The sequence below is a fragment of the Deinococcus aquaedulcis genome (assembly GCF_019693445.1).
Classification (GTDB): domain Bacteria; phylum Deinococcota; class Deinococci; order Deinococcales; family Deinococcaceae; genus Deinococcus; species Deinococcus aquaedulcis.
In genome coordinates this window covers 1-23,773 of sequence record NZ_JAHRBL010000023.1, presented here as the reverse complement: position 1 = coordinate 23,773, position 23,773 = coordinate 1, and the positions used below count along the sequence as shown (strand labels likewise).

25 protein-coding genes and 1 rRNA gene are annotated in these 23,773 nt (G+C 66.9%); 21 read left to right on the top strand and 5 right to left on the bottom strand.

Annotation, left to right across the window (positions count from 1 at the left end; genetic code table 11):
• Positions 1–89 precede the first annotated feature (89 nt).
• The 3 genes from accD (at position 90) to KMW22_RS17265 (ending at position 4,110) form a co-directional block, all read left to right on the top strand.
• Positions 90–956 (top strand): acetyl-CoA carboxylase, carboxyltransferase subunit beta, encoded by an 867-nt coding sequence (gene accD / locus KMW22_RS17275; RefSeq protein WP_221091269.1) that lies wholly within the window; start codon positions 90–92, stop codon positions 954–956.
• Positions 953–1,906 carry an acetyl-CoA carboxylase carboxyltransferase subunit alpha gene (locus KMW22_RS17270; RefSeq protein WP_221091268.1) on the top strand — a complete coding sequence of 318 codons (954 nt, stop codon included), beginning with the start codon at positions 953–955 and terminating at the stop codon, positions 1,904–1,906. Before accD ends, KMW22_RS17270 begins: the two co-directional genes overlap by 4 nt.
• Positions 1,907–2,046: 140 nt before the next feature.
• Positions 2,047–4,110, top strand: a complete 2,064-nt coding sequence (locus KMW22_RS17265) for a prolyl oligopeptidase family serine peptidase (RefSeq protein WP_328774747.1) — start codon at positions 2,047–2,049, stop codon at positions 4,108–4,110.
• On the opposite strand, the gene KMW22_RS17260 is transcribed toward KMW22_RS17265, so the two are convergent.
• On the bottom strand, positions 4,107–5,132 hold the full coding sequence (locus KMW22_RS17260) for a WD40 repeat domain-containing protein (protein ID WP_221091266.1): 1,026 nt from the start codon (positions 5,130–5,132) through the stop codon (positions 4,107–4,109). The genes KMW22_RS17265 and KMW22_RS17260 overlap by 4 nt on opposite strands.
• 103 nt (positions 5,133–5,235) lie before the next feature.
• On the opposite strand from KMW22_RS17260, the gene KMW22_RS17255 reads away from it, so the two are divergent.
• The gene (locus KMW22_RS17255; protein ID WP_221091265.1) at positions 5,236–5,868 is read left to right on the top strand and encodes a LysE family translocator; all 633 of its coding nucleotides are present in this window, start codon (positions 5,236–5,238) and stop codon (positions 5,866–5,868) included.
• Positions 5,869–5,985: 117 nt separating this feature from the next.
• Here the strand turns inward: KMW22_RS17255 and ttcA are convergent, their stop codons facing one another.
• Complete coding sequence (gene ttcA, locus KMW22_RS17250; protein WP_221091264.1) at positions 5,986–6,870, bottom strand: tRNA 2-thiocytidine(32) synthetase TtcA; 885 nt, start codon at positions 6,868–6,870, stop codon at positions 5,986–5,988.
• Positions 6,871–7,099: 229 nt separating this feature from the next.
• On the opposite strand from ttcA, the gene KMW22_RS17245 reads away from it, so the two are divergent.
• The 3 genes from KMW22_RS17245 to KMW22_RS17235 all read left to right on the top strand — a co-directional run bounded on the left by KMW22_RS17245 (position 7,100) and on the right by KMW22_RS17235 (position 10,848).
• Positions 7,100–9,514, top strand: a complete 2,415-nt coding sequence (locus KMW22_RS17245; RefSeq protein ID WP_221091263.1) for a transglycosylase domain-containing protein — start codon at positions 7,100–7,102, stop codon at positions 9,512–9,514.
• A gap of 83 nt (positions 9,515–9,597) precedes the next feature.
• A complete protein-coding gene (locus KMW22_RS17240) occupies positions 9,598–9,837 on the top strand; it encodes a hypothetical protein (RefSeq protein ID WP_221091262.1) in 240 nt (79 codons plus the stop codon).
• A gap of 96 nt (positions 9,838–9,933) precedes the next feature.
• Entirely contained in the window at positions 9,934–10,848 is a 915-nt protein-coding gene (locus tag KMW22_RS17235) for a DMT family transporter (RefSeq protein WP_221091261.1), read from the top strand.
• 30 nt (positions 10,849–10,878) lie between these two features.
• Here KMW22_RS17235 and KMW22_RS17230 read toward each other — a convergent pair whose 3' ends face one another.
• Positions 10,879–11,361, bottom strand: coding sequence for a hypothetical protein (locus KMW22_RS17230; protein WP_328774746.1), 483 nt, complete (start codon positions 11,359–11,361; stop codon positions 10,879–10,881).
• 85 nt (positions 11,362–11,446) lie between these two features.
• On the opposite strand from KMW22_RS17230, the gene KMW22_RS17225 reads away from it, so the two are divergent.
• The 7 genes from KMW22_RS17225 to KMW22_RS19475 all read left to right on the top strand — a co-directional run bounded on the left by KMW22_RS17225 (position 11,447) and on the right by KMW22_RS19475 (position 16,559).
• A complete protein-coding gene (locus KMW22_RS17225; RefSeq protein ID WP_221091260.1) occupies positions 11,447–12,091 on the top strand; it encodes a response regulator in 645 nt (214 codons plus the stop codon).
• Complete coding sequence (locus tag KMW22_RS17220) at positions 12,084–12,350, top strand: hypothetical protein (RefSeq protein WP_235693092.1); 267 nt, start codon at positions 12,084–12,086, stop codon at positions 12,348–12,350. The genes KMW22_RS17225 and KMW22_RS17220 overlap by 8 nt, the downstream gene beginning before the upstream one ends.
• 47 nt (positions 12,351–12,397) lie before the next feature.
• Positions 12,398–13,213, top strand: a complete 816-nt coding sequence (locus KMW22_RS17215) for a serine hydrolase (RefSeq protein ID WP_221091284.1) — start codon at positions 12,398–12,400, stop codon at positions 13,211–13,213.
• Positions 13,214–13,394: 181 nt separating this feature from the next.
• The gene (locus KMW22_RS17210) at positions 13,395–14,249 is read left to right on the top strand and encodes a c-type cytochrome (protein ID WP_221091259.1); all 855 of its coding nucleotides are present in this window, start codon (positions 13,395–13,397) and stop codon (positions 14,247–14,249) included.
• Between the two features lie 15 nt (positions 14,250–14,264).
• Positions 14,265–14,960 (top strand): QcrA and Rieske domain-containing protein, encoded by a 696-nt coding sequence (locus KMW22_RS17205; RefSeq protein WP_221091258.1) that lies wholly within the window; start codon positions 14,265–14,267, stop codon positions 14,958–14,960.
• On the top strand, positions 14,957–16,270 hold the full coding sequence (locus KMW22_RS17200; RefSeq protein ID WP_221091257.1) for a cytochrome b: 1,314 nt from the start codon (positions 14,957–14,959) through the stop codon (positions 16,268–16,270). Before KMW22_RS17205 ends, KMW22_RS17200 begins: the two co-directional genes overlap by 4 nt.
• Complete coding sequence (locus KMW22_RS19475) at positions 16,230–16,559, top strand: hypothetical protein (RefSeq protein ID WP_235693091.1); 330 nt, start codon at positions 16,230–16,232, stop codon at positions 16,557–16,559. The genes KMW22_RS17200 and KMW22_RS19475 overlap by 41 nt, the downstream gene beginning before the upstream one ends.
• Positions 16,560–16,615: 56 nt before the next feature.
• On the opposite strand, the gene KMW22_RS17190 is transcribed toward KMW22_RS19475, so the two are convergent.
• Positions 16,616–16,864, bottom strand: a complete 249-nt coding sequence (locus tag KMW22_RS17190; protein WP_221091256.1) for a DdrH — start codon at positions 16,862–16,864, stop codon at positions 16,616–16,618.
• 184 nt (positions 16,865–17,048) lie between these two features.
• On the opposite strand from KMW22_RS17190, the gene KMW22_RS17185 reads away from it, so the two are divergent.
• From KMW22_RS17185 to KMW22_RS17160, 6 genes are all read left to right on the top strand, one after another.
• Complete coding sequence (locus KMW22_RS17185; RefSeq protein WP_221091255.1) at positions 17,049–17,471, top strand: HesB/IscA family protein; 423 nt, start codon at positions 17,049–17,051, stop codon at positions 17,469–17,471.
• A 192-nt stretch (positions 17,472–17,663) separates the two neighbouring features.
• Entirely contained in the window at positions 17,664–19,421 is a 1,758-nt protein-coding gene (locus KMW22_RS17180) for a peptide ABC transporter substrate-binding protein (RefSeq protein ID WP_221091254.1), read from the top strand.
• Between the two features lie 126 nt (positions 19,422–19,547).
• The gene (locus KMW22_RS17175) at positions 19,548–20,543 is read left to right on the top strand and encodes an ABC transporter permease (RefSeq protein WP_221091253.1); all 996 of its coding nucleotides are present in this window, start codon (positions 19,548–19,550) and stop codon (positions 20,541–20,543) included.
• A gap of 10 nt (positions 20,544–20,553) precedes the next feature.
• Positions 20,554–21,483 carry an ABC transporter permease gene (locus KMW22_RS17170; protein ID WP_221091252.1) on the top strand — a complete coding sequence of 310 codons (930 nt, stop codon included), beginning with the start codon at positions 20,554–20,556 and terminating at the stop codon, positions 21,481–21,483.
• Between the two features lie 76 nt (positions 21,484–21,559).
• Positions 21,560–22,060: a crossover junction endodeoxyribonuclease RuvC gene (gene ruvC, locus KMW22_RS17165; RefSeq protein ID WP_221091251.1), complete on the top strand. Its 501-nt coding sequence runs from the start codon at positions 21,560–21,562 to the stop codon at positions 22,058–22,060.
• 1 nt (position 22,061) lies between these two features.
• Positions 22,062–22,775, top strand: a complete 714-nt coding sequence (locus tag KMW22_RS17160) for a PrsW family intramembrane metalloprotease (protein ID WP_221091250.1) — start codon at positions 22,062–22,064, stop codon at positions 22,773–22,775.
• Between the two features lie 40 nt (positions 22,776–22,815).
• Here the strand turns inward: KMW22_RS17160 and moaD are convergent, their stop codons facing one another.
• Positions 22,816–23,496, bottom strand: a complete 681-nt coding sequence (gene moaD, locus KMW22_RS17155) for a molybdopterin converting factor subunit 1 (protein ID WP_221091249.1) — start codon at positions 23,494–23,496, stop codon at positions 22,816–22,818.
• A gap of 182 nt (positions 23,497–23,678) precedes the next feature.
• Here moaD and KMW22_RS17150 point away from each other — a divergent pair.
• Positions 23,679–23,773: ribosomal RNA gene (locus KMW22_RS17150) — 23S ribosomal RNA — on the top strand; the annotation flags it as partial.

Here is a 23,773-nt window from a genome sequence, read left to right as displayed (position 1 = left end):
CGGCCACTTGAACCCGGTGCAGCCCCCGCCGGGTGCCCGCCCTAGAATGCGCGGGTAGGCAGTTCATCCTAGAAGAGGAGTTTGACCGCATGGCCCTTGACCGATTTTTTCGTCGCCGTCGCCCGCAACTGCAGCCGGGCACCGACGTGCCCGACCTGTGGACCCAGTGCCCCGCGTGCAAGGAGGGGCTGTACAACCGCGAACTGGAAGCCAGCGCCTTCGTGTGCCCCAAGTGCGGCCACCACCTGCGCCTGGACGCCGCGCAGCGCGTGACTGTGCTGCTGGACGAGGGCAGCTTTGAGCAGCACTCTGGCCGGGTGCAGCCCACCGACGCCCTGGGCTTTCAGGACACCGAAAGCTACCCCGAGCGCCTGAGCCGCGCCCAGAAGAAGACAGGCCGCCCCGACGCCATCCTGACCGGGCGCGGCACCATCTGGGGGCTGCCGGTCACGGTGGCCGTCATGGACTTCGCCTTTTCGGGCGGCAGCATGGGCAGCGTGGTGGGCGAAGAAATCGCCCGCGCCGCCGAACACGCCGCCGAGGCCGGCACGCCGCTGGTGATCGTGACCGCCAGCGGCGGGGCCCGCATGCAGGAAAGTGCGCTGTCCCTGATGCAGATGGCCAAAACCACCGTGGCGCTGGAGACCCTGGCCGAGCGGGGCCTGCCCTACGTGAGCGTGCTGACCGACCCCACCACGGGCGGCGTGACTGCCAGCTTCGCCACCATTGCCGATGTGATCGTGGCCGAGCCCGGCGCCCTGATTGGCTTTGCCGGCCCGCGCGTGATTCAGCAGACCATTCGCCAGAACCTTCCCGAAGGCTTTCAGCGCGCGGAATTCCTGCTGGAACATGGCATGGTGGACGCCGTGGTGGACCGCCGCGAGCACCGCGCGTATCTGGCTTCGCTGCTGGGTCTGCTCACCCGCCGGGACACCCCTGCAGAGGCGGGCGTATGAGCAAGACTGTGGACACCCTGCGCGAACTCGAAGCCCGCGTGCGAGACCTGGAAGGCACCGCCCAGAAAACGGGGCAGAACCTCGACGCCGCCATCATCCCCCTGCGGGCCGAGGTCGAGCGCCTGAAGGCCGAGCAGGCCAGGAAGCCCGCCAGCCGCTGGGAACGGGTGCAACTGGCCCGCGCCCCGGGGCGCCCCACGGCGCTGGATTACGTGGACCGCCTGTGCACGGAGTTCACCGAACTGCACGGCGACCGCCGGTACGGCGACGACCCCGCCCTGATCGGCGGACCTGCGCGTTGGCAGGGCGTGCCCGTCATGCTGCTGCTGCAGCAGAAGGGCCGCGACACGAAAAGCAAGATCAAGCGCCGCTTCGGCAGCGCCAACCCCGAGGGCTACCGCAAGGCCGTGCGCCTAATGGACCTGGCCGATAAATTCGGTCTGCCGGTGGTGGCGCTGGTGGACACCCAGGGCGCCTATCCGGGCCTGGAAGCCGAGGAGCGCGGCCAGGGCTGGGCCATTGCCGAGAGCATTCGCCGCATGCTGAACCTGCGCGTGCCGGTGGTGAACGTGGTGATTGGCGAGGGCGGATCGGGCGGCGCGCTGGCCATCGGCGTGGGCAACCGGGTGCTGATTCAGGAAAACGCGTGGTACTCGGTGATTTCTCCCGAAGGCGCGGCCAGCATCATCTGGAAGGATGCCAGCAAGGCCCCCCTGGCCGCTGAGGCCTTGAAGCTGACGGCCCCGGACCTGCTGGAGCTGGGCATTGTGGAAGAGGTGATTCCCGAGCCGGCGGGCGGCGCACACGGCAACGCCGACGCGGCGGCCCAGGCGGTGGGCGAGGCGGTCGGCCGCCACCTGCGCGAACTGATGGCGCAGAGCCCGGACGACCTGAAGCGCAGCCGCGCGGCGCGCTTCCGCCGGCTGGGGGCCTACACCGAACAGAAATAAAGAGCATCCAGGAGGGGCCGCGTCTGCCCAGGCAAACGCGGCCCCCAACGTTTGCCCTCCCCGCCGATCTGCACTGGGCTGCTCGGCACTGCGCGGATCGGCCGATGCGCGGCGGGCGTGCCCCTGACACAATGACGGCTGTGACCTCCACCCAGCAGCGGCCGGTCCCGGTGTCCCACCGGGGCGATCATGTGGACCTGTACACGAATGCGCGCGGCGAGGCGGTGGCTGTGCCCGATCCCTACCGCTGGCTGGAAGACCCCGACAGCCCAGACACCCGCGCCTGGGTGGCGGCGCAGAACGAGGCCACCGAAGCCTTTCTGGCCGCGCTGCCGGGCCGCGCGCAGTACCGCGAGCGGCTGGCCGGCCTGTGGAACTATGCCCGCCCCGGCATTCCCTGGTCGCGCGGGGGGCGCTCCTTCCGCATGCACAACCCGGGGCTCCTGAACCAGCCCGTCCTGGAAACCGCCGGGGACCCGCGCGGTCCCTGGCGCCTGCTGCTGGACCCCAACGCCCTGAGCGAGGACGGCACAGTGGCGCTGGTGCAGGCGGCGGTCAGCCGCGACGGCCACATGGTGGCCTACGCCACCCAGAGCGGCGGCAGCGACTGGCAGACGTGGCGCGTGCGGGACGTCGCCACGGGGCAGGACCTGGGCGACGAGCTGGGCTGGAGCAAGTTCAGCGGCGCGGCGTGGCTTCCGGATGGCAGCGGCTTTTTCTACAGCGCCTACGACGCCCCGGCGCCCGGTGAGACGCTGACCGGCGCCAACCGCCACCAGCGCCTGCTGCTGCACCGCCTGGGCACCCCGCAGGCCGAGGACGCCCTGGTGTTGGCCCGCCCCGATCAGCCCGACTGGGGCTTTCACGCCAGCGTGACCGAGGACGCCCGCTACCTCGTGGTGCACGTCTGGCAGGGCACCGATCCGCGCGGGCCGCTGTGGGTGCGCCCCCTGGATTCGGACGGGCCGTTCACCGAGCTGGTCTCCGAGTTCTGCGCCGCGTACCGCATGGTGGGCAGCGACGGCGACACCCTGTTCGTGCAGACCGACGAAGATGCCCCGCGTGGCCGCCTGCTGGCCTGGAACGTGGTCACGGGCGAGCGCCAGGCGCTCATTCCAGAGGGCCCGGACAAGCTGGAAGAGGTGTGCGTGGTCCCGGACGGCCTGCTGGCCCTGACCCTGCGCGACGCCAGCCACCGCCTCACCCTGCATGACCGCGCGGGCGCCCAGCGGCGGGACATTGCCCTGCCGGCCCTGGGGACCGTGATCCTGAGCACCCGCCCTGACTCGGCGGAGGTGTTCTTTGGCTTCGCGTCCTTCCTGAGCCCCAACAGGCCCTACCGCCTGGAACTGCCCGGTGGCGAGCCCGAGCTGCTGGCGGCCCCCGAACTGACCTTTGACCCCAGCCCCTACGAGATCACGCAGGCGTTTGCCACGGGCAAGGACGGCACGCGCGTGCCCCTGTTCATCGTGGCGCGGCGCGACGCCCCCCGGGACGGCACGAATCCGGTGCTGCTGTACGGCTACGGCGGCTTTAACATCAGCCTGACTCCGGCCTTCAGTCCCTCGCGGCTGGCGTGGCTGGAACGCGGCGGGGTGTATGTGCAGGCCAACCTGCGCGGCGGCGGCGAATACGGTGAAGAGTGGCATCAGGCCGGGACCCTGGGCAACAAGCAGAACGTGTTCGACGACTTCATCGCCTGCGCCGAGCACCTGATTGCCGGGGGCTGGACCACGCCGCAGCGGCTCGCCATTCAGGGCGGCAGCAACGGCGGCCTGCTGGTGGGCGCCTGCCTGACCCAGCGCCCGGACCTGTTCGGGGCGGCCGTGCCGCAGGTGGGCGTGCTGGACATGCTGCGCTACCACCTCTTTACCATCGGCTGGGCCTGGGCCAGCGACTATGGCCGCAGCGACGACCCGGCGATGTTCGAGGTGCTGCGCGCCTACTCGCCGCTGCACAACCTGAAAGGGGGCGTGGCCTACCCTGCCACCCTGATCACCACGGGCGACCACGATGACCGGGTGGTGCCCGCCCATTCCTTCAAGTTCGGCGCCGAGTTGCAGCGTGCCCAGGGGGGCGACGCCCCGGTGCTGCTGCGCATTCAGACCCGCGCGGGCCACGGGGCCGGCAAACCCACTGCGCTGGTGATCGAGGAAGCCGCCGACATTTACGCCTTTCTGGAGCGGGCGCTGGGCATGGCTTAAGGGGCCTGGGGCAGCGTCCGGGCCTGCAGGGGGGTGTCCATCACCCCGCCGCTGAGCAGGGTGCGCCCGTCCGGGGTCATGGTGGTGAAAAAGGGGGTGGTGCCGGCCTGCCGCCCCCTTTCCTGTCCTGTGGCAGCGTCGTACACCACGGCGAGGCCGTTAAAGTGCCCCACCAGCAGCGTGCGGCCGTCGGCGCTCAGGCTCAGGGTGACGGGGCCCGCGGCGCAGCGGCCCTGCCAGAAGGGCACGTCGCAGGGCCCGGTCGGGCGCGGCAGGGTGGTGAGGCGCCCAGGCTGGGTCAGGTCGTAGCGGCGCACGGGGTCATGGCCGTCCGCTACGTACAGGGCGCGGCTGTCGGGGGTAAAGGCCAGCGAGTGGGGCGTTTTGGCAAACGCGTCCGGGAGGACCTGGGCGGCCCAGGTGCGGGTGTCGTATACCGTGAAGGCGCCCCGGGTTCCCACGAACAGGCGCGTGCCGTCCGGGCTGGACTGCAGGCGCTCAACGCCCCAGCTTTTCTGCGGCAGGGTGCGCACCCGCTCCCCGCTTGCCATATCCCACACCTGCACGTAGCCGTTGAAATTCCCCACGTACAGCGCGCTCCCGTCCGGGCTGAGGGCCAGCACCTGGGCGCCCTCCAGGCCCTGCCCCGGGCCGCCCAGGGTGCGCAGGGTGTCGCCCCGGCGCAGGTGCAGGGCGGGTGGCTGTCCGGGGCCCGGCTGGCTCAGCCACGCCACCGTGCCCAGGTCAGGGGTCCAGGCCGGCGCCAAGGGCGGGCCGGCCTTGGCGGTGGGCAGCGAGAGGGTCTGCGTGACCGCGCCGCTGCCGGGGTCGCGCACGTCCAGCCGGGCGAAGTCGGGGCCCCGGTCCGGGGTAAGCGGGGCAGTGACCACCCGGCCCTGACCGTCGAAGCCCAGCAGAGCGGCGGGGGCACGCCAGCGCAGCGGGGCAGGGGAGAGGGCCAGGACCGGACCCAGGGCCAGCAGCGCCAGCAGCGTGGCCCGGCGGGGCAGGGAAGCGAACATGCGCCCAGCGTACCCGGCCGGGCCCAGGCCGGGGGGTTCTGGGGCAGGTCCCTGCCCTCGACAAGTGCCCGCCCAGCCAGCAGCCCACCCCTTACCCTGATTCATGCCCGAACCCGCTGTTCTGCTGACCTTCCTGGCCGCTTCGCTGGCACTGCTGCTGGTTCCGGGGCCCAGCGTGCTGTACATCGTGGCGCGCAGCGTGCACCAGGGACGCCGCGCCGGGCTGGTGTCGGCGCTGGGGGTGCAGGTGGGTGGGCTGGTGCATGTGCTGGCCGCCGTTGCTGGGGTGTCGGCGCTGGTGCTGTCGTCGGCGCTGCTGTTCGGGCTGCTCAAGTGGCTGGGGGCCGCCTACCTGGTGGGCCTGGGGGTATTGACGTGGCTGCGGAAGGAGCCTCCGGCGTCCGGGCTGCAGGACCGCCCTGAACCCTGCCCCCTGCGGCAGCTGTTCGCGCAGGGGGTGGTGGTGAACATGCTGAACCCCAAGACGGCGCTGTTTTTCCTGGCCTTTCTGCCCCAGTTCGTGCAACCGGACCGGGGCCCCGTCTGGGGGCAGACGCTGGTGCTGGGCCTGCTGTTTCTGGTGCTGGCCACCCTCAGCGACAGTGCTTACGCGCTGCTGGCCGGGCACGCCGGGCGCCACTTACGCGGGCCCGTGGCCGCCCGCTGGCAAAAGGGGCTGACCGGGGGCGTGTTCGTGGCGCTGGGTATTGGCACGGCCGCCGTGCAGCGGCACTAGGGCGGTTGACAAACGAACCCCTTCACCCCTCGCTGCGGCGCAGCTCTTCGAGTCCCACAAGGAGAGAGGGTCAGGAATCAACATCATCGTTAATGTCAACTGTTCTGGGAGTGGGCTTCAGCCCAGCAGGCTCAGTTCTTCCAGGCCGTTCAGAAATTCGCGCTCGGGGTAGCTCTCGGTATCGAAGCCCCTGTCGCCCTCGGCCGGGGTCACGCTCAGCGCGGCAAAATCGAACAGGTCGCGGTCCAGCAGGTGGCTGGGGGTCACGCGGGTCAGCGCCCGCAGGATGTTGTTCAGGCGCCCCGGGTGCTCGCGCTCCCAGCCTTCCAGCATCTCGCCCACCACCTTGCGCTGCAGGTTCTCCTGGCTGCCGCACAGATTGCAGGGAATGATGGGAAAGGCGCGGGCCTGGGCGTAGCGGATGATGTCTGCTTCGGCCACGTAGGCCAGCGGGCGAATCACCACGTTGGTGCCGTCGTCGCTCTGAAGCTTGGGCGGCATGGCCTTTAAGCGGGCGCCAAAGAACAGGTTCATGAACAGCGTTTCCAGAATGTCGTCGCGGTGGTGGCCCAGGGCGATCTTGGTGGCGCCGATGGTGCGGGCGTGCCCGTACAGAATGCCCCTTCTCAGGCGGCTGCACAGCGCGCAGGTGGTTTTGCCTTCGGGAGTTTTCTCTTTCACCACGCTGTAGGTGTCCTCAGCCAGGGCGTCAAAACGCACGCCCAGCTCCTTCAGGTGGCGCGGCAGCACGTCCTTGGGAAAGCCGGGCTGTCCCTGGTCCAGGTTCACCGCCACCAATTCAAAGTCAACCGGCGCCCGCTTTTGCAGGTGCAGCAGCACGTCCAACAGCGTGTAACTGTCCTTGCCCCCCGACAGACAGACCATCACCCGGTCGCCGTCTTCGATCATGCGGTAGTCGCCAATGGCCTGCCCCACCCCCTTCACGATGGGCGAGAAGAGGCGGCTCAGGTCGGCAGGGGGGGAGGAGGCAGGCTGGGTCATGGCGCGCAAGTGGTTATGGTACGCGCCCTGGGCGCAGGCATATGTTCCCTGGCTCTCCTGCCCGGGCGAGCGCCGGGTGAGCCCCTGCCTGGGGTCCCGCTCATGCTTTGGGGGGATGAGAGCTGTGCGGGTGCCGTGGCACACTGCGCCCCATGACGGCCCCCCTCCGCGCCCCGGTCCGTGACGCTGCGCCCTCCCGCACTCACCCGAAGCGGGTACAGTGACCCGGATGAGGTTTTTCAACGGACTGGCCGTGCTGCTGCTGGCCGGCGCGGCGGGCGCGGGCGGGCTGTGGTACACCTGGGGCCGCGACCTGCCCAGTGTCTCCGATCTGGACGTGCTGGAGTTCAGCGGTCAGACGCGCGTGTATGACCGCGCCGGCACCCTGGTGGGTACCCTGACCCCCAGCCTCAGCAGCGGGGGCAGCGTGAACCGCAACCTGCTCAAGCCCTCGCAGATCAGCCCCTGGCTGCAAAAGGCCGTGGTGACCAGCGAGGACCGCCGGTTTTACCAGCACAGCGGCGTGGACGCCATTGGCATTGCGCGCGGGCTCCTGAAGGGCCTGCTGCAAAACGACCTGGAAGGCGGCAGCTCGATTACGCAGCAGGTGGTGAAAAACACCCTGCTGGACGACCTGGAAGGCGCGCGCACGCCGGAGCGCAAGTTCAAGGAAGCGGTGCTGGCCTACCAACTGGAGCGCAACTTCGAGAAGGGCCAGATTCTGAACGCCTACCTGAACGTCATCTACTGGGGTGACGGGGGCAGCCGCGACATCATCGGGGCGGGGGGCGCGGCGCACGCGTACTTTCGCAAGAGTGCTTCAGAACTCAACCTTGCTGAGAGCGTGTATCTGGCGACCATCATTCCGGCGCCCAACCGCCGCTACAAGGACTTCAAGGCCTACCGCCCCCTGATGAAGAACCTGATGGCCCGCATGGTCGAGGACGGCCAGATCACGCAGGCCGAAGCCGACGCGGCCTGGAAAACGCCTATTTATCCGGCGGGGTGGCGCCTGGGCTGGAACGCGGACGGCACCCTGCGCTCGGCCACCCTGGAGCGCCCGGAGCGCCTAGACGAGAACCTGAAGCGGCTGGAAGGCGCGGGCAACTTCGCCAACTTTTCGTACCTGCAGGCGGTGGAAAAGGAACTGCTGCCCCTCATTGGCCGCAAGGCGCTGTACGGGGGCGGGCGCATCTACACCGGCATGAGTGCCCAGGCGCAGGCCGCCGCCGAGCAGGCCAGCCAGGACGCCCGCCTGCCGGACGGCGCCACCCTGGGTATCGCCCTGGTGCGGCCCGACAGCGGCGAGGTGCTGGCGCTGGTGGGCCAGAAACTCGGTGGTGGGCGCCCCAGCGACTGGAACAACGCCACCCAGGCGCGGCGGCAGGTGGGCAGTTCGGTCAAACCGCTGCTGTATACCCTGGCCCTGGAAAAAGGCTGGAAGCAGAGCGATACCGTGCTGGACGCGCCCATTCGTGGCGACTACCAGCCCATGAACTACAACCGCCGCTGGACCGGGCGCTACGTGACCCTGCGCTATTCGCTGGACCACTCGTTGAACCTGCCCACGGTGCGCATGGCCCAGGAGCTGGGCCTGAACACCTTTGAAGCCAAGCTGCGCGAACTGAACCTCCCGCCGCCCCCCAATGCGGGCCTGCCCCTGAGTATCGGCACGCTGGAAGCCAGCCCGCTGCAGATGGCGGCGGCCTACGCAGCCTTTGCCAACGGCGGGCTGTACTACGAGCCCACGCTGGTGCGCAAGGTGGAAGACGCGCGCGGCAAGGTGCTGTATACCCGCCCCGCCCCGGTGGCCAAACGGGTCTGGGACACCCGCACGGCGTGGCTGGGCCTGGACATGCTGCGCGGCGTGGTGAACGACCTCTCGGCCCCGCAGGGCGGGCTGGCCACCCGGGCCCGCATTCCCGGCTGGCCGGTGGGGGGCAAGACTGGCACCACCAACGATGTCAAGGACCTGTGGTTCGCCGGGGTGGCGCCGGGCATTGCCGGGGCCGTGTGGGTGGGCAAGCAGGAGGGCGGCGCGCTGCCCGGCTGGGCCACCAGCGGCGACGTACCCACGCCCATCTGGCAGCAGGCGGTGGCGGGCGCCCTGAAAGACCAGCCAGTCGCCACGTTCGGGCAGCCCGACGGCATTGAGTACCGCGTGGTGCGGCAGGTGAACATGGCTTTCCGCACCGGCGAGGGCGACGACGCCCCGGTGGCGCGCGACGGCAGCGGCGCCCAGGGTGGGTTTTTTGGCCGCCGCTCACCGCCGCCGGCCCCCCAGCCTGAACCCACGCCGCCTGCCCCTGTCCCAGCCGCCCCCGAGCCTGAACCGGCGGTTCTGCCCGAAGACCCCCAGCCCGACCCCATCCCCCAGCCTGAGGAGCCAGTCGCGCCCGACCCTGTCCCCCAGGAGCCAGACCCGGCGGCCCCCGTTGGTCCGCCGCCCGCTGACCCGGTCACCGAGCCGCAGCCGGAGCCCGACCCCATTCCTGCCCCCGAGCCGGACCCCCTGCCCGAGCCCCAGCCCAGCGACCCTGCCCTGGAGGCGCCTGAGGACCCCGAGCCGCTTCCGGTTGACGGCGCTGAGTCTCCGGGTGAGGACAGCGAAGTCCCGGTCAACGAACTCGAACCGCTGGACTGATTGAGGGTGAGGCTCTGCCGGGCCTGATGCAGTGGAAGGGCAACAACTTCGGGAGGACCCATCGCCCGCTCTACACTGCGCCCATGTCGTGGACCCTGTGGCTGGTGACCCTGCTGGCCTGCGTGCTAGCCCCCCTGAGTGTGCTGGCCCTGGCGCGGGCGCTGCCCCGGGTGTCGGTGCCGGCGCTGGTGGGCGAAGGGCTGACGATGGCCCTGCTGGCGGTGCTGCTGATGCAAGACGCCCCGCTGTTCGCCCTGCTGCTGGTCTTTGCGGCGGGGGCCGTGGGCACGGGGCTGGCCCTGTACCGTTACCTGAACCGCTGACCTTTGCATGTCCGGTGTCTGGGGTCACTTCCCAGTCACGCGCGGCAGACTGCCCCCCGCCCAGCTCTGGGCCGACGCTGCTCTACACTGCCGCCCATGTCTGCCCGTGCGCGCGGTGCGCTGCTGCTGCTTCTGGTCACCTGCCTGTGGGGCAGCACGTTCGCTGTGGTGAAAACCCTGGGCGAAAGCCTCAGTGCGCCGCTGCTCATTGCGTGGCGCTTTTCGATTGCCTCGGTGGCGCTGCTGCCGCTGCTGCTGTGGCGCTCCCAGCCCGTCCAGTCACCGCCCTCCAGCCCCAGTCCGCTGTGGCGCGACGGCCTGATGCTGGGCGCGTGGCTGATTGCCGGCTACGGCACCCAGACCATTGCCCTGCAAACCACCACCGCCAACCGCGCGGCATTCTTCACGGCCCTCAGCGTGGTGCTGGTGCCGCTGTGGCTGACCCTGGCCCAGCGCCGCCGCCTGCCCCTGCCGCTGTGGGCGGCGCTCCCGCTGGCAGTGGCGGGCCTGGGGCTGCTGTCCTGGGAAGGCGGCGCCTGGGTGGTGGGCGACGCCTGGGCCCTGGCCTGCGCCGTCACGTACGCCGGGTTCATCGTGGCGCTGGAAGGCACCGCGCACCGCCACGCCGCGCTGCCCTTCACGGTGGCCCAGGTGCTCAGTGTGACGGTCCTGGCCTGGGTGTGGGCGCTGCTCAGTGCCCCAGCCCAGCTGCTGCCGCCCCCGCAGGCCTGGGCGCCGCTGCTGTACCTGGGCGTGGCGGCCACTGCCGTGACCACCCTGCTGCAAACCATCGGCCAGCGGCATGTCAGCGCCGCCGAGGCCAGCCTGATCTATGCGCTGGAGCCGGTCACCGCCACCGCGTTCAGTTATGTGCTGTTGCGCGAGCAGGTGGGCCTGCGCGGCGCCCTGGGAGGCGTGCTGGTGGTTGTCGCCACCGTACTCAGCCAGCGCGCCGGCACGCCCCACGCCGAAACACCTGCCCCTCAAGCAGAAGATCCCCGCCCCAGCTAAGCCGGGGCGGGGGCAGGAGCGGGCGCCGGATTAGCGGGCGCGCGCCTGATCCGGAATCAGCAGGGTCTTGAGGGCCGGGCTGCTGCCCCACACGCCGCGCAGGCTGCTCTGCACCACCGAGTCGCGCACGGCGCTCTGCAGGCCCAGCTGCAGGCTGGCCGACGGATACACGGCGCGCCGCCCTTCGGTACCCACCTTCACGTCCAGGGGAAAGCCCAGGGCCAGGGCGGAAATCAGCGTGCCCCCCAGCAGAAAGCCGCCCAGCGCACCTGCCCCCAGGTGCCAGGGATGCTCCAGCGGGGTGGGAATCAGGCGCAGGGTCATCACGGCGATGCCCACGCCCAGCAGGGCGGCCAGCAGCGCGGCCGCCGCGCCTCCCACCAGGGCGTTGGCCAGAAAGCAGGCCGCCAGGCCCCCCACACCCCAGGCCAGGCCGGCCAGGCCGCGCCGCGCGCCCAGGGCGGTCAGCACGGCCCACAGGGTCACCAGCAGCGCATCAAACCACGTGATCACCTCCGCAGTGTACAGAAGCGGCGCTTACAAATTCCTCCCGGCTGGCACCACGGTCTGCCCCGCGCCGCTGCCCTACACTGGGTTCATGATTCGCGTTCTGCTCGTGGACGATCACGCGCTGTTCCGTCAGGGGCTGCGCAGCCTGCTGGAATCCGAGGGCATGCGCGTGATCGGTGAAGCCGCCAATGGCCGCGAGGCCATCCGCTACGCCGCCGACACCCACCCCGACGTGATCCTGATGGACATTCAGATGCCCGATCTGGACGGCGTGAAAGCCACCCAGAGCATCCTGGAGATTGACCCGCAGGCCCGGGTCATCATGATCACCATGTACCGCCAGGACCGCTACGTGTTCGAGGCGGTCAAGGCCGGCGCGCGCGGCTACGTCCTCAAGGATGCCGACGCGGCCACCCTGCTGGACGTCATTCGCCGGGTGGCGGCCGGCGAGGCGCTGCTGGACCCAGATATGGCCCAGAACGTTCTGGACGATTTCCGCGACAAGCGCGAGGAACTGCCCAGCGAAAAGCACGCCGACCTGAACGAGCGTGAAACTATGATCCTCAAACTGCTGGCCCAGGGTTTTTCCAACCAGGACATCGCCCTGCGCCTGGACATCAGCGAGAAGACGGTTCGCAACCGCCTCTCGGAGATCTTTACCAAGCTGCAGCTGAACAACCGCACCCAGGCGGCGCTGTATGCCATCCGCGAGGGCATTGCCAACCTTGAGTAAGAGGGGCCGCTCAGACAACCGCCGCGTGGCGCCCCCGGCCGCCGCCGCGCCCGTGACCTTTCAGGCGGGCTGCGGCCGTGAATGGAGCCTGCCCAGCCAGGAACCGGATCTGGCCTACACCGAGCAGGCCTTTCCCGAATGCCCTGGCTGCCTGCACCGCGTGGAACCCGAAGGCACCCTGCCCTTCTGTACCCTGCGCCCGGTGGGTACGGCCCACCCCTTCGCCGCGCTCTCAGGGCTCTCGTGGCCGGACGAGTAGGCGGAACGCTGGTGCAGGGTGGTTGGCCCGCGTTTCAGGACCGCCTGATGGGCGCGGGCTTTCCCGGTCAGGTGGGGCTGCGCATCTGCACTCTGGACGGCACAGAGTTGGTGTCCTGGCAGGCCGACGAGGTGTTTCCGGCCGCCAGCACCATCAAGGTGCCGCTGCTGGTGCTGGCCTTGCAGCAGGCCCAGGCCGGACGCCTGCCGCTGCACGGGCGCGTGACCATGACCGCCAGGGACCGTGCTGGGGGCGCGGGGGTGCTGCACGAACTGGGCCCAGGCCTCGCGCTCACATGGCAGGACGTCCTGACCCTGATGATCGTGGTGAGCGACAACACCGCCACGAATATGGTCATTGAAGCCCTGGGCGTGGATGCGGTGAATGCGTGGCTGGCCGCGCAGGGCCTCACCGGCACCCGCCTCGTGGGCAAGCTCCAACTGCCCCCACAGCTGCAAAACGAAGCCCAGCGCCGGGGCGAGCGCAACGCCACCACCGCCCGCGACCAGACCGAGGTGCTGCGCGCCCTGGCGGCGGGCGAGTGGCTGGCCCCCGAGCACACGGCGCTGGCGCTGAGCATTCTGGAGCGCCAGCAGTACCGCGACATCATTGGCCGCCGGGTCCCGCGCGACGGTCAGGGCGAGCTGCGCTACCGGGTGGCCAGCAAGAGCGGCGAACTACTGGGCGTGCGCCATGATGTGGGGCTACTCTGGACGCCTCGGCCCCTGGTAGTGGCCCTGCTCTCGCGCGGCGGCGCCGATCCCCGCGAACACCCCGAAAACCGCGATGTGGTGGCCCTGGCCGACGCCCTCTGGCCCCTGTTGGCAGAACTGGGGCAGGCAGGCCAGCAGGGGGACATTTAACCGCTCGGTCAGGCGCATCATGCAGGGTGCCAGAGCCCTGCTTTTCTGCCTGGAGAGCGCGGCTGGGCGCGTGTTCGGCGCGTGGTATGCTGACCCGCATTAGGCCTCTGAAGCGCAGGTTTTCCCGTCCGCGAAGCGGGGCGGAACTGTACAGGCCACTTCACGCTGAGGGAGAGGGAACGTGGAAAGAAACGACGCTGTCATGCCCTGGGTCGCCATCGTGTGTGCGGCCATTATGTGGATTATCCTGCTGTTCTTGTTCAACAAGGAAACGGCGCCGGAGCCGGTGGTCGCTGACCCGGCCGTGGTCGCCAGCATCAGCAAGGAATGGCCCACCGCTGGACCCACGGTCTACTCCGGAAATTGCGCGAGCTGTCACGGTGCAGAAGGTCAGGGCGCCGTGGGCCCAGCACTGGCCAACAACGCCAAGATCGTCAAGGATCCCGCGTACGTCTACAACATCATTACCAAGGGCAAAGGCCAGATGCCAGCCATCGCCATTGACGAAAAGCAGGTCTACGCGGTTGCCAACTACGTGCTGAACTCCTGGGGCAACAAGATTGAGGAGCCGTTGACCCCTGCGGTGGTGCAGGCCAGCCAGAGCAAGATTGACCCGGCGGTGCTGAAAAACCGCAGCCGCTTCGTGCCTGAGGACCTGAAGCTGCCCGAAATCTTCCTGGCCACCTTCGTGATGGTGCTGCTGACCTACGGGCTTATCGGTCTGTACAGCGTCTGGGCCGAAGGCCAGGAACTCCACCCCGGCATTCACAAGGTTCGCTCCACGCCCTTGGCCACCCTGGGCATCATCACCACGCTCGGCCTGACTGTCCTGTTCAGCATCCTGTTCGTGCGCCAAATGGTGACTGATTTTGCGGGTTGGGCGGCCAAGGAGCCTGTGATGCCCAACGTCACGATGGAAGGTTTCTACGCGGCCATGATCCTGCTCATGCTGGCGGCCAGCATCGCGCTGTACAAGAAGTTCTTCATGGACGGCGAAGTGCTTGTTGAAGACGCCAGCGGCGAATTCCCCTGGTAAGAGAGGTTAGAGAACATGACCCGTTACAAGAAACAAGACCCAGAAATTACGCGTCGCCGCTTCGTGAATGCGGCTATGGGCGGCGCTGCCGCTGTGGGCACGCTGGGACTGGTGAGTGCTCTGGGCGGCGCCAAGCCGGCCCTGCGCATCACCCAGGACAAAGCGCCGCCCCGCGCTGGCGATATCCTCGTCCACGCTGACGCTGCCAAGGAAGGGCAGCCCATCAAGGTGTCGGAGCTCAGCGAGCAGGGCGTTTCGGCTTGGCCTATGGGCAAGGATGAAAACGGCCGGGATGTGATTCGCAAGGGCGAGCCCAACAACCAGCTGGCGGTGTTCCGCTTCGAGAAGAGCCGGTTCAAGGAGCCAGAAGAGCACGGCGGTCATGCCGAAGTGGTGCTCAAGCTCGAAGGCATCACGGAAAGCGGGATCGTCGCTTACTCCAACAAGTGCACCCACGCGGGTTGCCCCGTGCCCAATGACCCCAACGACTCCACCAAGTTGTTCTGCGGGTGCCACTCGGGCCGCTACGACCTGCTGCAAGGGTGCAAGGTGGTGGGCGGGCCACCCCCCCGGTCCATGCCCCAGTTGCCCATCAAGCTCGATGGAGACCGTCTGGTGGTGACCGAGACGTTCGTCACGGCGCCCTTCGGCTACCTCAATGAGCGGGATTGGGAAGGCTATCTACAGCGGGTGGAGGAGATTCTCGGATGAACCAGTGGCTGGATGATCGTCTGCATATCTCGCGCCTGAACGATAAGTTCCTGCGCAAGGCCTTTCCCGTGCATCACTCGTTCTTCCTGGGTGAAATCACGCTGTTCAGCTTGGTCGTGCTGATCATTACAGGCATCCTGCTGGCGTTGTCCTATGAGCCCAGCAACACCCCTGTTCTCAACTCATTCGATCCAGGCACAGTCGACAAACCTAATCTGATTCCGGCGGCCTACCACTCCACCCTGAAAATCAACGCCATGCCCTTCGGGGACATGCTCCGCCGCATCCACCACTGGATGGCGAACATCATGGTGGCGGCGGCCGTGATTCACATGATGCGCGTGTACTTCACGGGCGCCTTCAAGAAGCCCCGTGAAATCAACTGGTGGATTGGCATGCTCCTGCTGATCTTCGCCGCCCTGACGGCGGTGACCGGCTACATCCTGCCCTACGACAACTACGCCTACAACACGGTGCAGGTCATCTACGCCATCACCAAATCAGTACCCTGGGTGGGCGATTGGCTGGCGCAGGCCGCCTTTGCAGGCCGTTTCCCTGGTGAAGGCATCATCCCCCGTATCTACGGCTACCACATCATGCTGCTGCCCGGCATTCTGCTGGCCCTGACCGGCGCGCACATGCTGATCATGATCAAGCAGAAGCACACCCAGCCGCAGTACGCCAAGCGCATTGCCTACAAGAAGATTGTGGGTGTGCCGCTGAGCACCCAGCAGACCCCCATCATGCTGCTGCTGGCCCTGCTGTTCACGGGTCTGGTGGTGCTGTTCTCGGCCTTTATCCCCGTGCACCCCATTGAACACTACGGGCCGCCCAGCCCGCAGCCCATCAGCTCCATCAAGCCCGACTGGTACCTGCTGTGGGTCTTCGGTGCCCTGGCCATTATTCCCGGCTTTGAGCTGGAAGTGCTGGGCGGCGTGATCAGCGCCGAGTTCGTGGGCGCCATGGTTTTCCCGGGCATCATCATCGGGGCCATGTTCGCGGTGCCTATGCTGGACCGTGCCAAGGACAACCAGTACTACGCTGAAAACCCCACCAACCATCCTGTTCGTCTGGCCGCTGGCGTCGCCTTCCTGGCCATGATGATCGTGCTCTCCGTGGCGGGCTATAAGGTCGAACTGGTGCAAAGCGGCATCCTGAGCGAAGGCAATGCCAACACCATCCTCTGGATTCTGACCATTGGCGTGCCGGTTCTCAGCTACTTCGCCACGCTGGGCATCGTGCGCGGCATCCGCGCCCTGCGTGAAGCTGATGAGCGTGACTCCCTGGCCCACGCCCACGCCGACGACTGAACCCAATCGTTCTCTTGCCGCCCCGGTGCTGTTCGCCGGGGCGGTTTCTTTCTTGCTTGCCGCCGCCCCTCCAACCACAGCCCTGGTGTGCTTGACTGGCACGATGGATGAATTGGCATTTCACCTTGCCTGCGAAGCCCGGCGCCTGGGCCTGGACCGAGAGACGCATGAAACAACGCTGCGCACCTTCGCCACCCTGGTGCTGGAAGAACTGGTGGCTCGTGGCTTGCTGCCTGATCCAGCCCCAGAAGTCGGCTGCTGGGCCCAGCCTCGGCAGCGCAGCAACTGAACGCCGCTCCATGCACAGGCGGGAGCGGCGGAAGTGGGGGCCGGAAGCGAGGGCGCTTAAGCCTGAACGCGGCTGGTGGGCATCTTGACCGCTGGCGAAACCCCTTCACGGCTGCCAGCGGCGTACCCGACCTGGGCGCCAAATTGCCACGCTAGCTTGATCATAAATTGGATGGCGTCCTCGTCATGCGCGTTAATCAGCTGACGCAGGTGTTCAGGCAGGCCTTCGGGGAGGGGCATGGCGCGGAGCTGCTCCCCGTATTCGCTGCGGAGCTGCTCGAACCACTCAGCATAAGGGTTCGTCATACGGTCCATCTTAACAGGAGGACGCTCAAGGAATGTAAGCGGCGCTGCCTCCCTAAGAGTGAAGGAGAGCCGATGAACGTTGAAGGAGGGCAGTAGTGGCTGCAGCGCCCGCCGTAGCACGACCGCCATCCCACTTTGCCTTCCGCGCACGTTTTTATTTCTCCAATGGTGTTACGCTTCACGCATGACGGCGACCACTACACCCGAACAGACCGGCGGCGTGCCCGCCCATGACATCAGCATCAGCGAATTCGGCGCGCAAAAGGCCCTGAGTATCCTGGCCAACAGCGGTAAAGAGAACGCCGGCGTGCGCGTGTTTATCAAGAGCGGCGGCTGCAGCGGCTACCAGTACGGCATGGCCATTGACGACCGCGAACTGGAAGGGGACACCATCGTTTACGACCGGGGCGTGAAGCTGCTCGTGGACCGCATGAGCCTGCCCCTGCTGCGCGGCAGTGAAGTGGATTTCGTGGAGAACATGATGGGGGGTGGCTTCACTGTTCACAACCCCAACGCCACCTCGGCATGCGGCTGCGGGTCGTCCTTCCGCACCGACGGCGCCCAGTCGCCCGACGGCGAGGGCAGCAGCGGCTGCGGGAGCCACTAGGTTTCAGCACAGGCGAACCGGGCCGGGGGGCATCCTCCGGCCCTGCTCTTTTTTTGCTGGTCCGCGCCGCCACGCTGCACAGCTTGATGAGCAATCCCCCCAAGATCTTCTTGACGCGCTTTCAGCGGGCCTTATACTGACCCTCATCATCACAGAAGGGAAGCAGTGTTGCCCGCTCAACCGGAGGCTCATATGAAGAAGACCTTGGCCCTGACCGCATTTCTGCTTGGCGCCGCGCTGGCTGGCCCGGCCAACAACAGCCTGGTGATCGGCACCTCGCAAGAGCCGCCGAACATCTACGACCCCTGGAACACCAACAACCTCGCCATCACCAGCGAGATCAACGGGTACATGGGCGCCAGCCTGATTGGCCTGGATGACGACGGCGAGCCCTACGCCGACATTGCCACCCGTGTGCCCAGCATTGCCAACGGTGACTACAAGATCGTCAGGAATGCGGCGGGTGACGTGGTGCGCAACTCCGTGACCTACACCATTCGCAAGGATGCCAAGTGGAGCGACGGCACGCCCATCAAGGTGGCCGACTTCCAGTTCTGGCACCGCCTCGTCAACGACGACCGCGTGCCGGTGCCGGACCGCTCGCCCTGGAACCGCGCCAAGATCACGGTGGCCGACGCTGACACCTTCACCATCACCTACGAGCCGCCCTACCTGTTTGCGGACCAGACCAGCCCCAGCCTGGCCCCCAGCCACGTGATGGGCGCCGCCTGGAACGCCTTTGACGCCAAGACGAAAAACGAGAAGGACGCCAAGGTGGTCAACGAGGAGTGGAAGAAGTTCATCTCCAGCTATACCACGGCGCGCAACCTGCCCAAGGTGGTGGCCGGGCCCTTCCGCCCCACCGCGTGGCGCAGCGGCAACAGCCTGACCCTCACCCGTAACCCCAACTACTGGATGCACCCCAAGGATCAGGAAAAGTACATCCAGACCGTCACCTACCGCTTTATCCCCAACACCAACACCCTGAAGGTCAATATCCTGTCTGGTCAGCTGGACGCCGTGAGCGCCGTGGGTCTCACCTTCGATCAGGGTGTGGACCTCGCCCGCACCGAGCGCGGCAAGTACAAGACCTACTTCGTGCCCGGCGCGGTGTGGGAGCACATTGACGTGAACACCCGGGGCCAGAAGGCCAAGGATCTGGACCTGGATGACCCCCGCATGCGTCAGGCGCTGCTGTACGCCATTGACCGTGACGCCCTGACCAAGGCGCTGTTCCAGGGCCGTCAGGCTGTGTCCAACAGCTGGGTGAACCCCATTTCCAAGCTGTACAAGAAGGACGTCAACGACTACAACTACAACCCTGCCCGCGCCAAGCAGCTGTTTGCCGCCCTGGGCTGGACCCCTGGTCCCGACGGCATTCTGCAAAAAGGTGGCAAGAAGCTCAGCCTGAACTTCGGCACCACGGCTGGCAACACGGTGCGCGAGCGCGTGCAGCAGATTCTGCAGGCCCAGTGGAAGCAGGTGGGCGTGCAGGTGAACATCCAGAACTACCCGTCCAGCGTGTTCTTCGGCCCCGACTTCCTCAGCAAGGGCCAGGAAGGCAAGTGGGACCTGGCCATGTACGCCTGGACCGGCAACCCCATCTTCGAAGAAGGAAACCTGTTCAAGGGCGAGGGCATTCCCACCGCCGCCAACGGCTACTCGGGCCAGAACAACGCGGGCTGGAACAACGCGGAGTACAACCGCCTGCACAAGCAGGCGCAGGTGGAATTTAACCTCGCTGACCGCATCAAGCTCTTTGACCGCATGCAGGCCATCTGGAACAGCGAGGTGCCGGCGCTGCCCCTGTACTACCGCGTGAACGTGTACACCAAGGTCCCGGGCCTGGTGAATTACACCTTCAGCGCCTACACCCTGTACCCCAGCTGGAACTCGGCCAAGATCGGCTGGGCGTCGCGCGGCGCCGCCGAGGAGTACAAGCAGAAGTAAGCCGGTGCGGCCGGGGAGCCCCCAGGCACCGCCTGCGTGCCCCCGGCCATCCGGAGCGGGAAGCCTCGCCACTGCGGCGGCGCTTCCCGCCTTTCTTGGGCCCCTGCCCACCGTTTGAGGACAGATATGGGAACCTACGCACTTCGCCGCGTTCTGCAGATGATTCCGCTGCTGCTGGTCATCAGCCTGCTGATCTTTATGCTGACTGCGCTGCAGCCGGGCGATCCGGTGGATCAGCTGGTGTTCGGCAACAGCAACATCACCCCAGAAGATATTGCCCGCCTGAAGGCCGCTTATGGCCTCGACCAGCCCTGGTACACCCGCTATTTCTTCTGGCTCAAAGAGGCCGTGACAGGCAACTTCGGGTATTCCCAGGACCACGGCATTCCCGCCCTGGAGTTCGTGTTCCAGAACCGCCTGCCCAACACCTTGCTGCTGACCGTGCCTGCCTTGCTGCTGAGCACCCTGATTGCCGTGCCACTGGGCATTTTCAGTGCCGTGCGCCAGTATTCCGTTCTGGATTACGTGCTGACATTTTTCGCCTTTGTGGCCGTCAGTGCCCCGGTCTTCTGGGTGGGCGCACTCGCTATGTACTTCTTTGCCATCTTTCTGCCGCAGGCCACGGGCGGACTGGTGGCGCTGCCACCCGGCGGCTTGGGCGGCGACCTGTCCCCGGATGCAGGCTGGCTGGCGGTCACCCTCGACAAGATCAAGTACCTCTTGCTGCCGCTGATGATTCTGATGCTGCGCGAGATTGCCGTGACCCTGCGCTTTATGCGCGCCAATATGCTCGAAACCCTCACGCAGGACTATGTGCGCACCGCCCGCGCCAAGGGTCTGGCTGACCGCCGAGTGCTGTACAAGCACGCGCTGCGCAACGCCGTCACGCCCATCGTCACCCTGATGGGGCTGGCCATTCCCGGTCTCTTCGGCGGCGCTGTGATTACTGAGAACGTCTTTTCCTGGCCCGGGATGGGCAAAGCTATTCTGGACGCCCTGGTCAGCAAGGACTTCAATGTGGTGATGGTCTGCCTGATGCTGCTGGCGCTGCTGACCGTGGTGTTTCAGCTCCTGACGGACCTCGCTTACGGTCTGGTTGACCCCCGCGTGCGGTACTCGTGAGGACCTGCCCATGACCACGACTGTTTCGACTGCTCCGCCCAAACCGGCCCAGAGCCGCTCCACCCTAAGCATCGCCATGCGCCGCCTGCGCAAGCACAAAGCCGCCATGGTCAGCCTCGTGGTGATTGCCCTGCTGATCCTCACGGCGATCTTCGCGCCCTGGATTGCCCCCTACGACCCCAACGAACAGGATATGACCGGCTTCTTCGCTCCACCCAGTTCGCAGCACCTGCTGGGGCAGGATGAGCTGGGTCGCGACCTGCTCTCGCGCATCGTGTATGGCAGCCGTGTCAGTCTGCTCGTGGGCTTCACTGTGGCGCTCTTCAGCGTGGCGCTGGGTACCCTGATGGGGTTGCTGGCGGGGTTCCTCAGCGGCCGGGTGGACACCGTGATCAGCCGCTTTATCGAGATCATGCTCTCTATTCCCGAGTTGCCCTTGTTGCTCACCATCAGTGGCCTGCTACTGTCCAGCGATAACCCCGCGCTGCAGCGCCTGCGGGAATACCCCAATGCGAGCGTCTTTATCATCGTGGGTCTCTTCACCTTCTTCGGCTGGATGGGCACCGCCCGGCTGGTGCGTGGCGAGGTGCTGAAACTCAAGAACCTCGAATACGTGGACGCCGCCCGCGCGCTGGGGGCCCGCAGCGCCCGCATCATGTTCCGCCACCTCGCCCCGAACATCATCGCCGTGATCATTGTGAACGGCACCCTGGCGGTGGGCGGCGCCATCCTGGGCGAGGCGGCGCTGTCGTTCCTGGGCTTCGGCATCCAGCCGCCGGTGTCCACCTGGGGTAACATGCTGTCCCGGGCCAACGAGGTGGTGCTGGAACATCCCTATCTTGCGCTGTACCCGGGCCTGATCATCCTGATCACCGTGCTGGCCTTTAACTTCCTGGGCGACGGCCTGCGCGACGCCTTTGACCCCAAGAGCCGCCTGTAATCTTCTCCTGCCTCTTCGCCCCCGCCCAGCGGGGGTTTTTTCTTGTGCCCGGACGGCTTTAGCGTATGCTGACAGGGTGATTGTGCTCGGTATTGATCCTGGACTGGCGAACCTCGGCCTTGGGCTGGTGGAGGGCGATGTGCGTAAAGCGCGTCACCTGTACCACGTCTGCCTGACCACCGAAAGCGCCTGGATCATGCCGCGCCGCCTGCAGTACATCCATGAAGAGGTCTCGCGCCTGCTGGCCGAGTACCGCCCGGACGCCGTGGCCATCGAGGATCAGATTCTGCGCAAGCAGGCGGACGTGGCCTTCAAGGTGGGGCAGGCCTTTGGCGTGGTGCAGCTGGCCTGCGCGCAGGCCGGGGTGCCGGTGCACAGCTACGGCCCCATGCAGGTCAAACGGTCGCTGGTGGGTACCGGCCGCGCCGAGAAAGAGCAGGTGATCTACATGGTCAAGGCCACGCTGGGTGTGCGCGAACTGTTCAACAACCACGCCGCCGATGCCCTGGCCCTGGCGCTGACCCACCTCGCCAGTGTGCCGCTGCAGGGCCGCGCCGCCGCGCTGCTGGCCCGCTGAGGTGGATTCCTCGCAGATTCTGCCGCTGCTGCTGTCGGTGGGCCTCACCTTTGCCTGGCTCTGGTTTTTTGTTCGTCGTGACCGCCACCCCGAGCCCCTGTGGCTGCTGGCCCGCACCTTCGCCTGGGGGATGCTGGCCTGGGTGATCGCGGCGGCGTTCGGGGCAAGCCTGGGCCGCCTGCTGGCCTCGCCCCTGCCGCTGGTGGCCGCGCTGGTGGTGCTGCTGACCGCCCTTCTGGAAGAAGGCTTTAAGTTCGTGGCCGCCACCACCGCCATCACCGAACTGAGTTTCGACGAACCGATGGACGGTCTGGTCTACGCCGTCACGGCGGCTCTGGGCTTTGCCCTGATAGAAAACGTGACCTACACCCTGGGCTTTGGCAGTGGGACCGGGGCGTGGCACGCGGTGTTCGCTACGCTGGCCCACGCGCTGTTCAGCGCACCGCAGGGCTACGCGCTGGGTGGGTTGCACTGGCAGCGGGGTCGCGCCTGGGTGGTCCAGGGGCTGGCCGTCAGCGTGGTGCTCCACGCCGTGTTCAACGGCCTGCTGGTGGGCAGCGCAGGCTGGCCGCAGCTGGCCTCGCTCGTTGTGGTAACGCTGCTGATGATCGTGCTGGCTGGCCGTTACTATCTGGCCTTCGAAGCCCACGCCCGGCAATTTGGGCCTTCTCCTTATTTCCTGCAGGAGCAGGCGCGCAGAAGGCGGCCGTCTTAAGAGGACTGTGGAGAGGGGAGAGTGCCTTCTTCTCCTTGGCTTACAAGGTGTCGTGAGCCGTCTGGCCTGTTACCCAGTGGTCGCCTGACTCGTCGCGCTCGTGCTTCCAGACCGGCACCTGCACCTTCAGATGTTCGATCAGAAAGTCGCAGGCCTCCAGGGCTGCCCGGCGGTGCGGGCTGGCCACGCCGATCAGAATGCTGGCCTCGCCGGGGTGCAGGCGACCCACCCGGTGCTGAATGTAGACGCGCAGGTCACCAAACTGCTCCTGGGCTGCTCGGGCAGCGCCCTGCATGACGTTCCGTGCAAGGGGCGCGTACCCCTCGTAATCAATCCAGTGCACTTTCTTGCCCGCGTTGGGGCTACGCACGGTGCCCACAAAGTACGCCTGCGCGCCATACGGCGGCCGAACCAGAAAAGCGTCTGCGGCTTGCAGGCTCAGCGGCTGGTCGGTCACGTCGCAGCAGGTGGGCGCGTCTTCCTCTGAACCGCCCGCAACGGGAGGTAAAAAGGCCACTTCGTCTCCAGGCTGCACACGGGTACTCGGCTGGGCGTACTGCTCATTGACCGCCACCATGCAGCCGCGCAAGCTCACGCCCAATTGCCCTTCAATTTGGGTCGCCACAGCTCGCACGTCGCTGCCTTCAGGCACCTCCAGCGCCAGCTGGTCCAGCCCGGTTTCTCGCTTCAGGCGCGCAAAAAACACCACGTTGAGCCGCATGCGCTGAGGCTACCATGACCCCCATGACCAGCTTGAAAGGGCAGCTGAAGGAAGGGTATTGACAGATGTCGCAAGGCCCTGTATCTTTTCTGAGCCTCAAGCGAGGCGAGGTGCATGACAACCGATGAACGCGAGCGAGAAATTGCGAATCACAGCGCGCTGAGCGCTGATGAAGAACAGAAGGTCAAGAGAACAAGGGTCCACGGTGGATGCCCTGGCACTGGAGCCGACGAAGGACGCGATTACCTGCGAAAAGCCCCGACGAGCTGGAGATAGG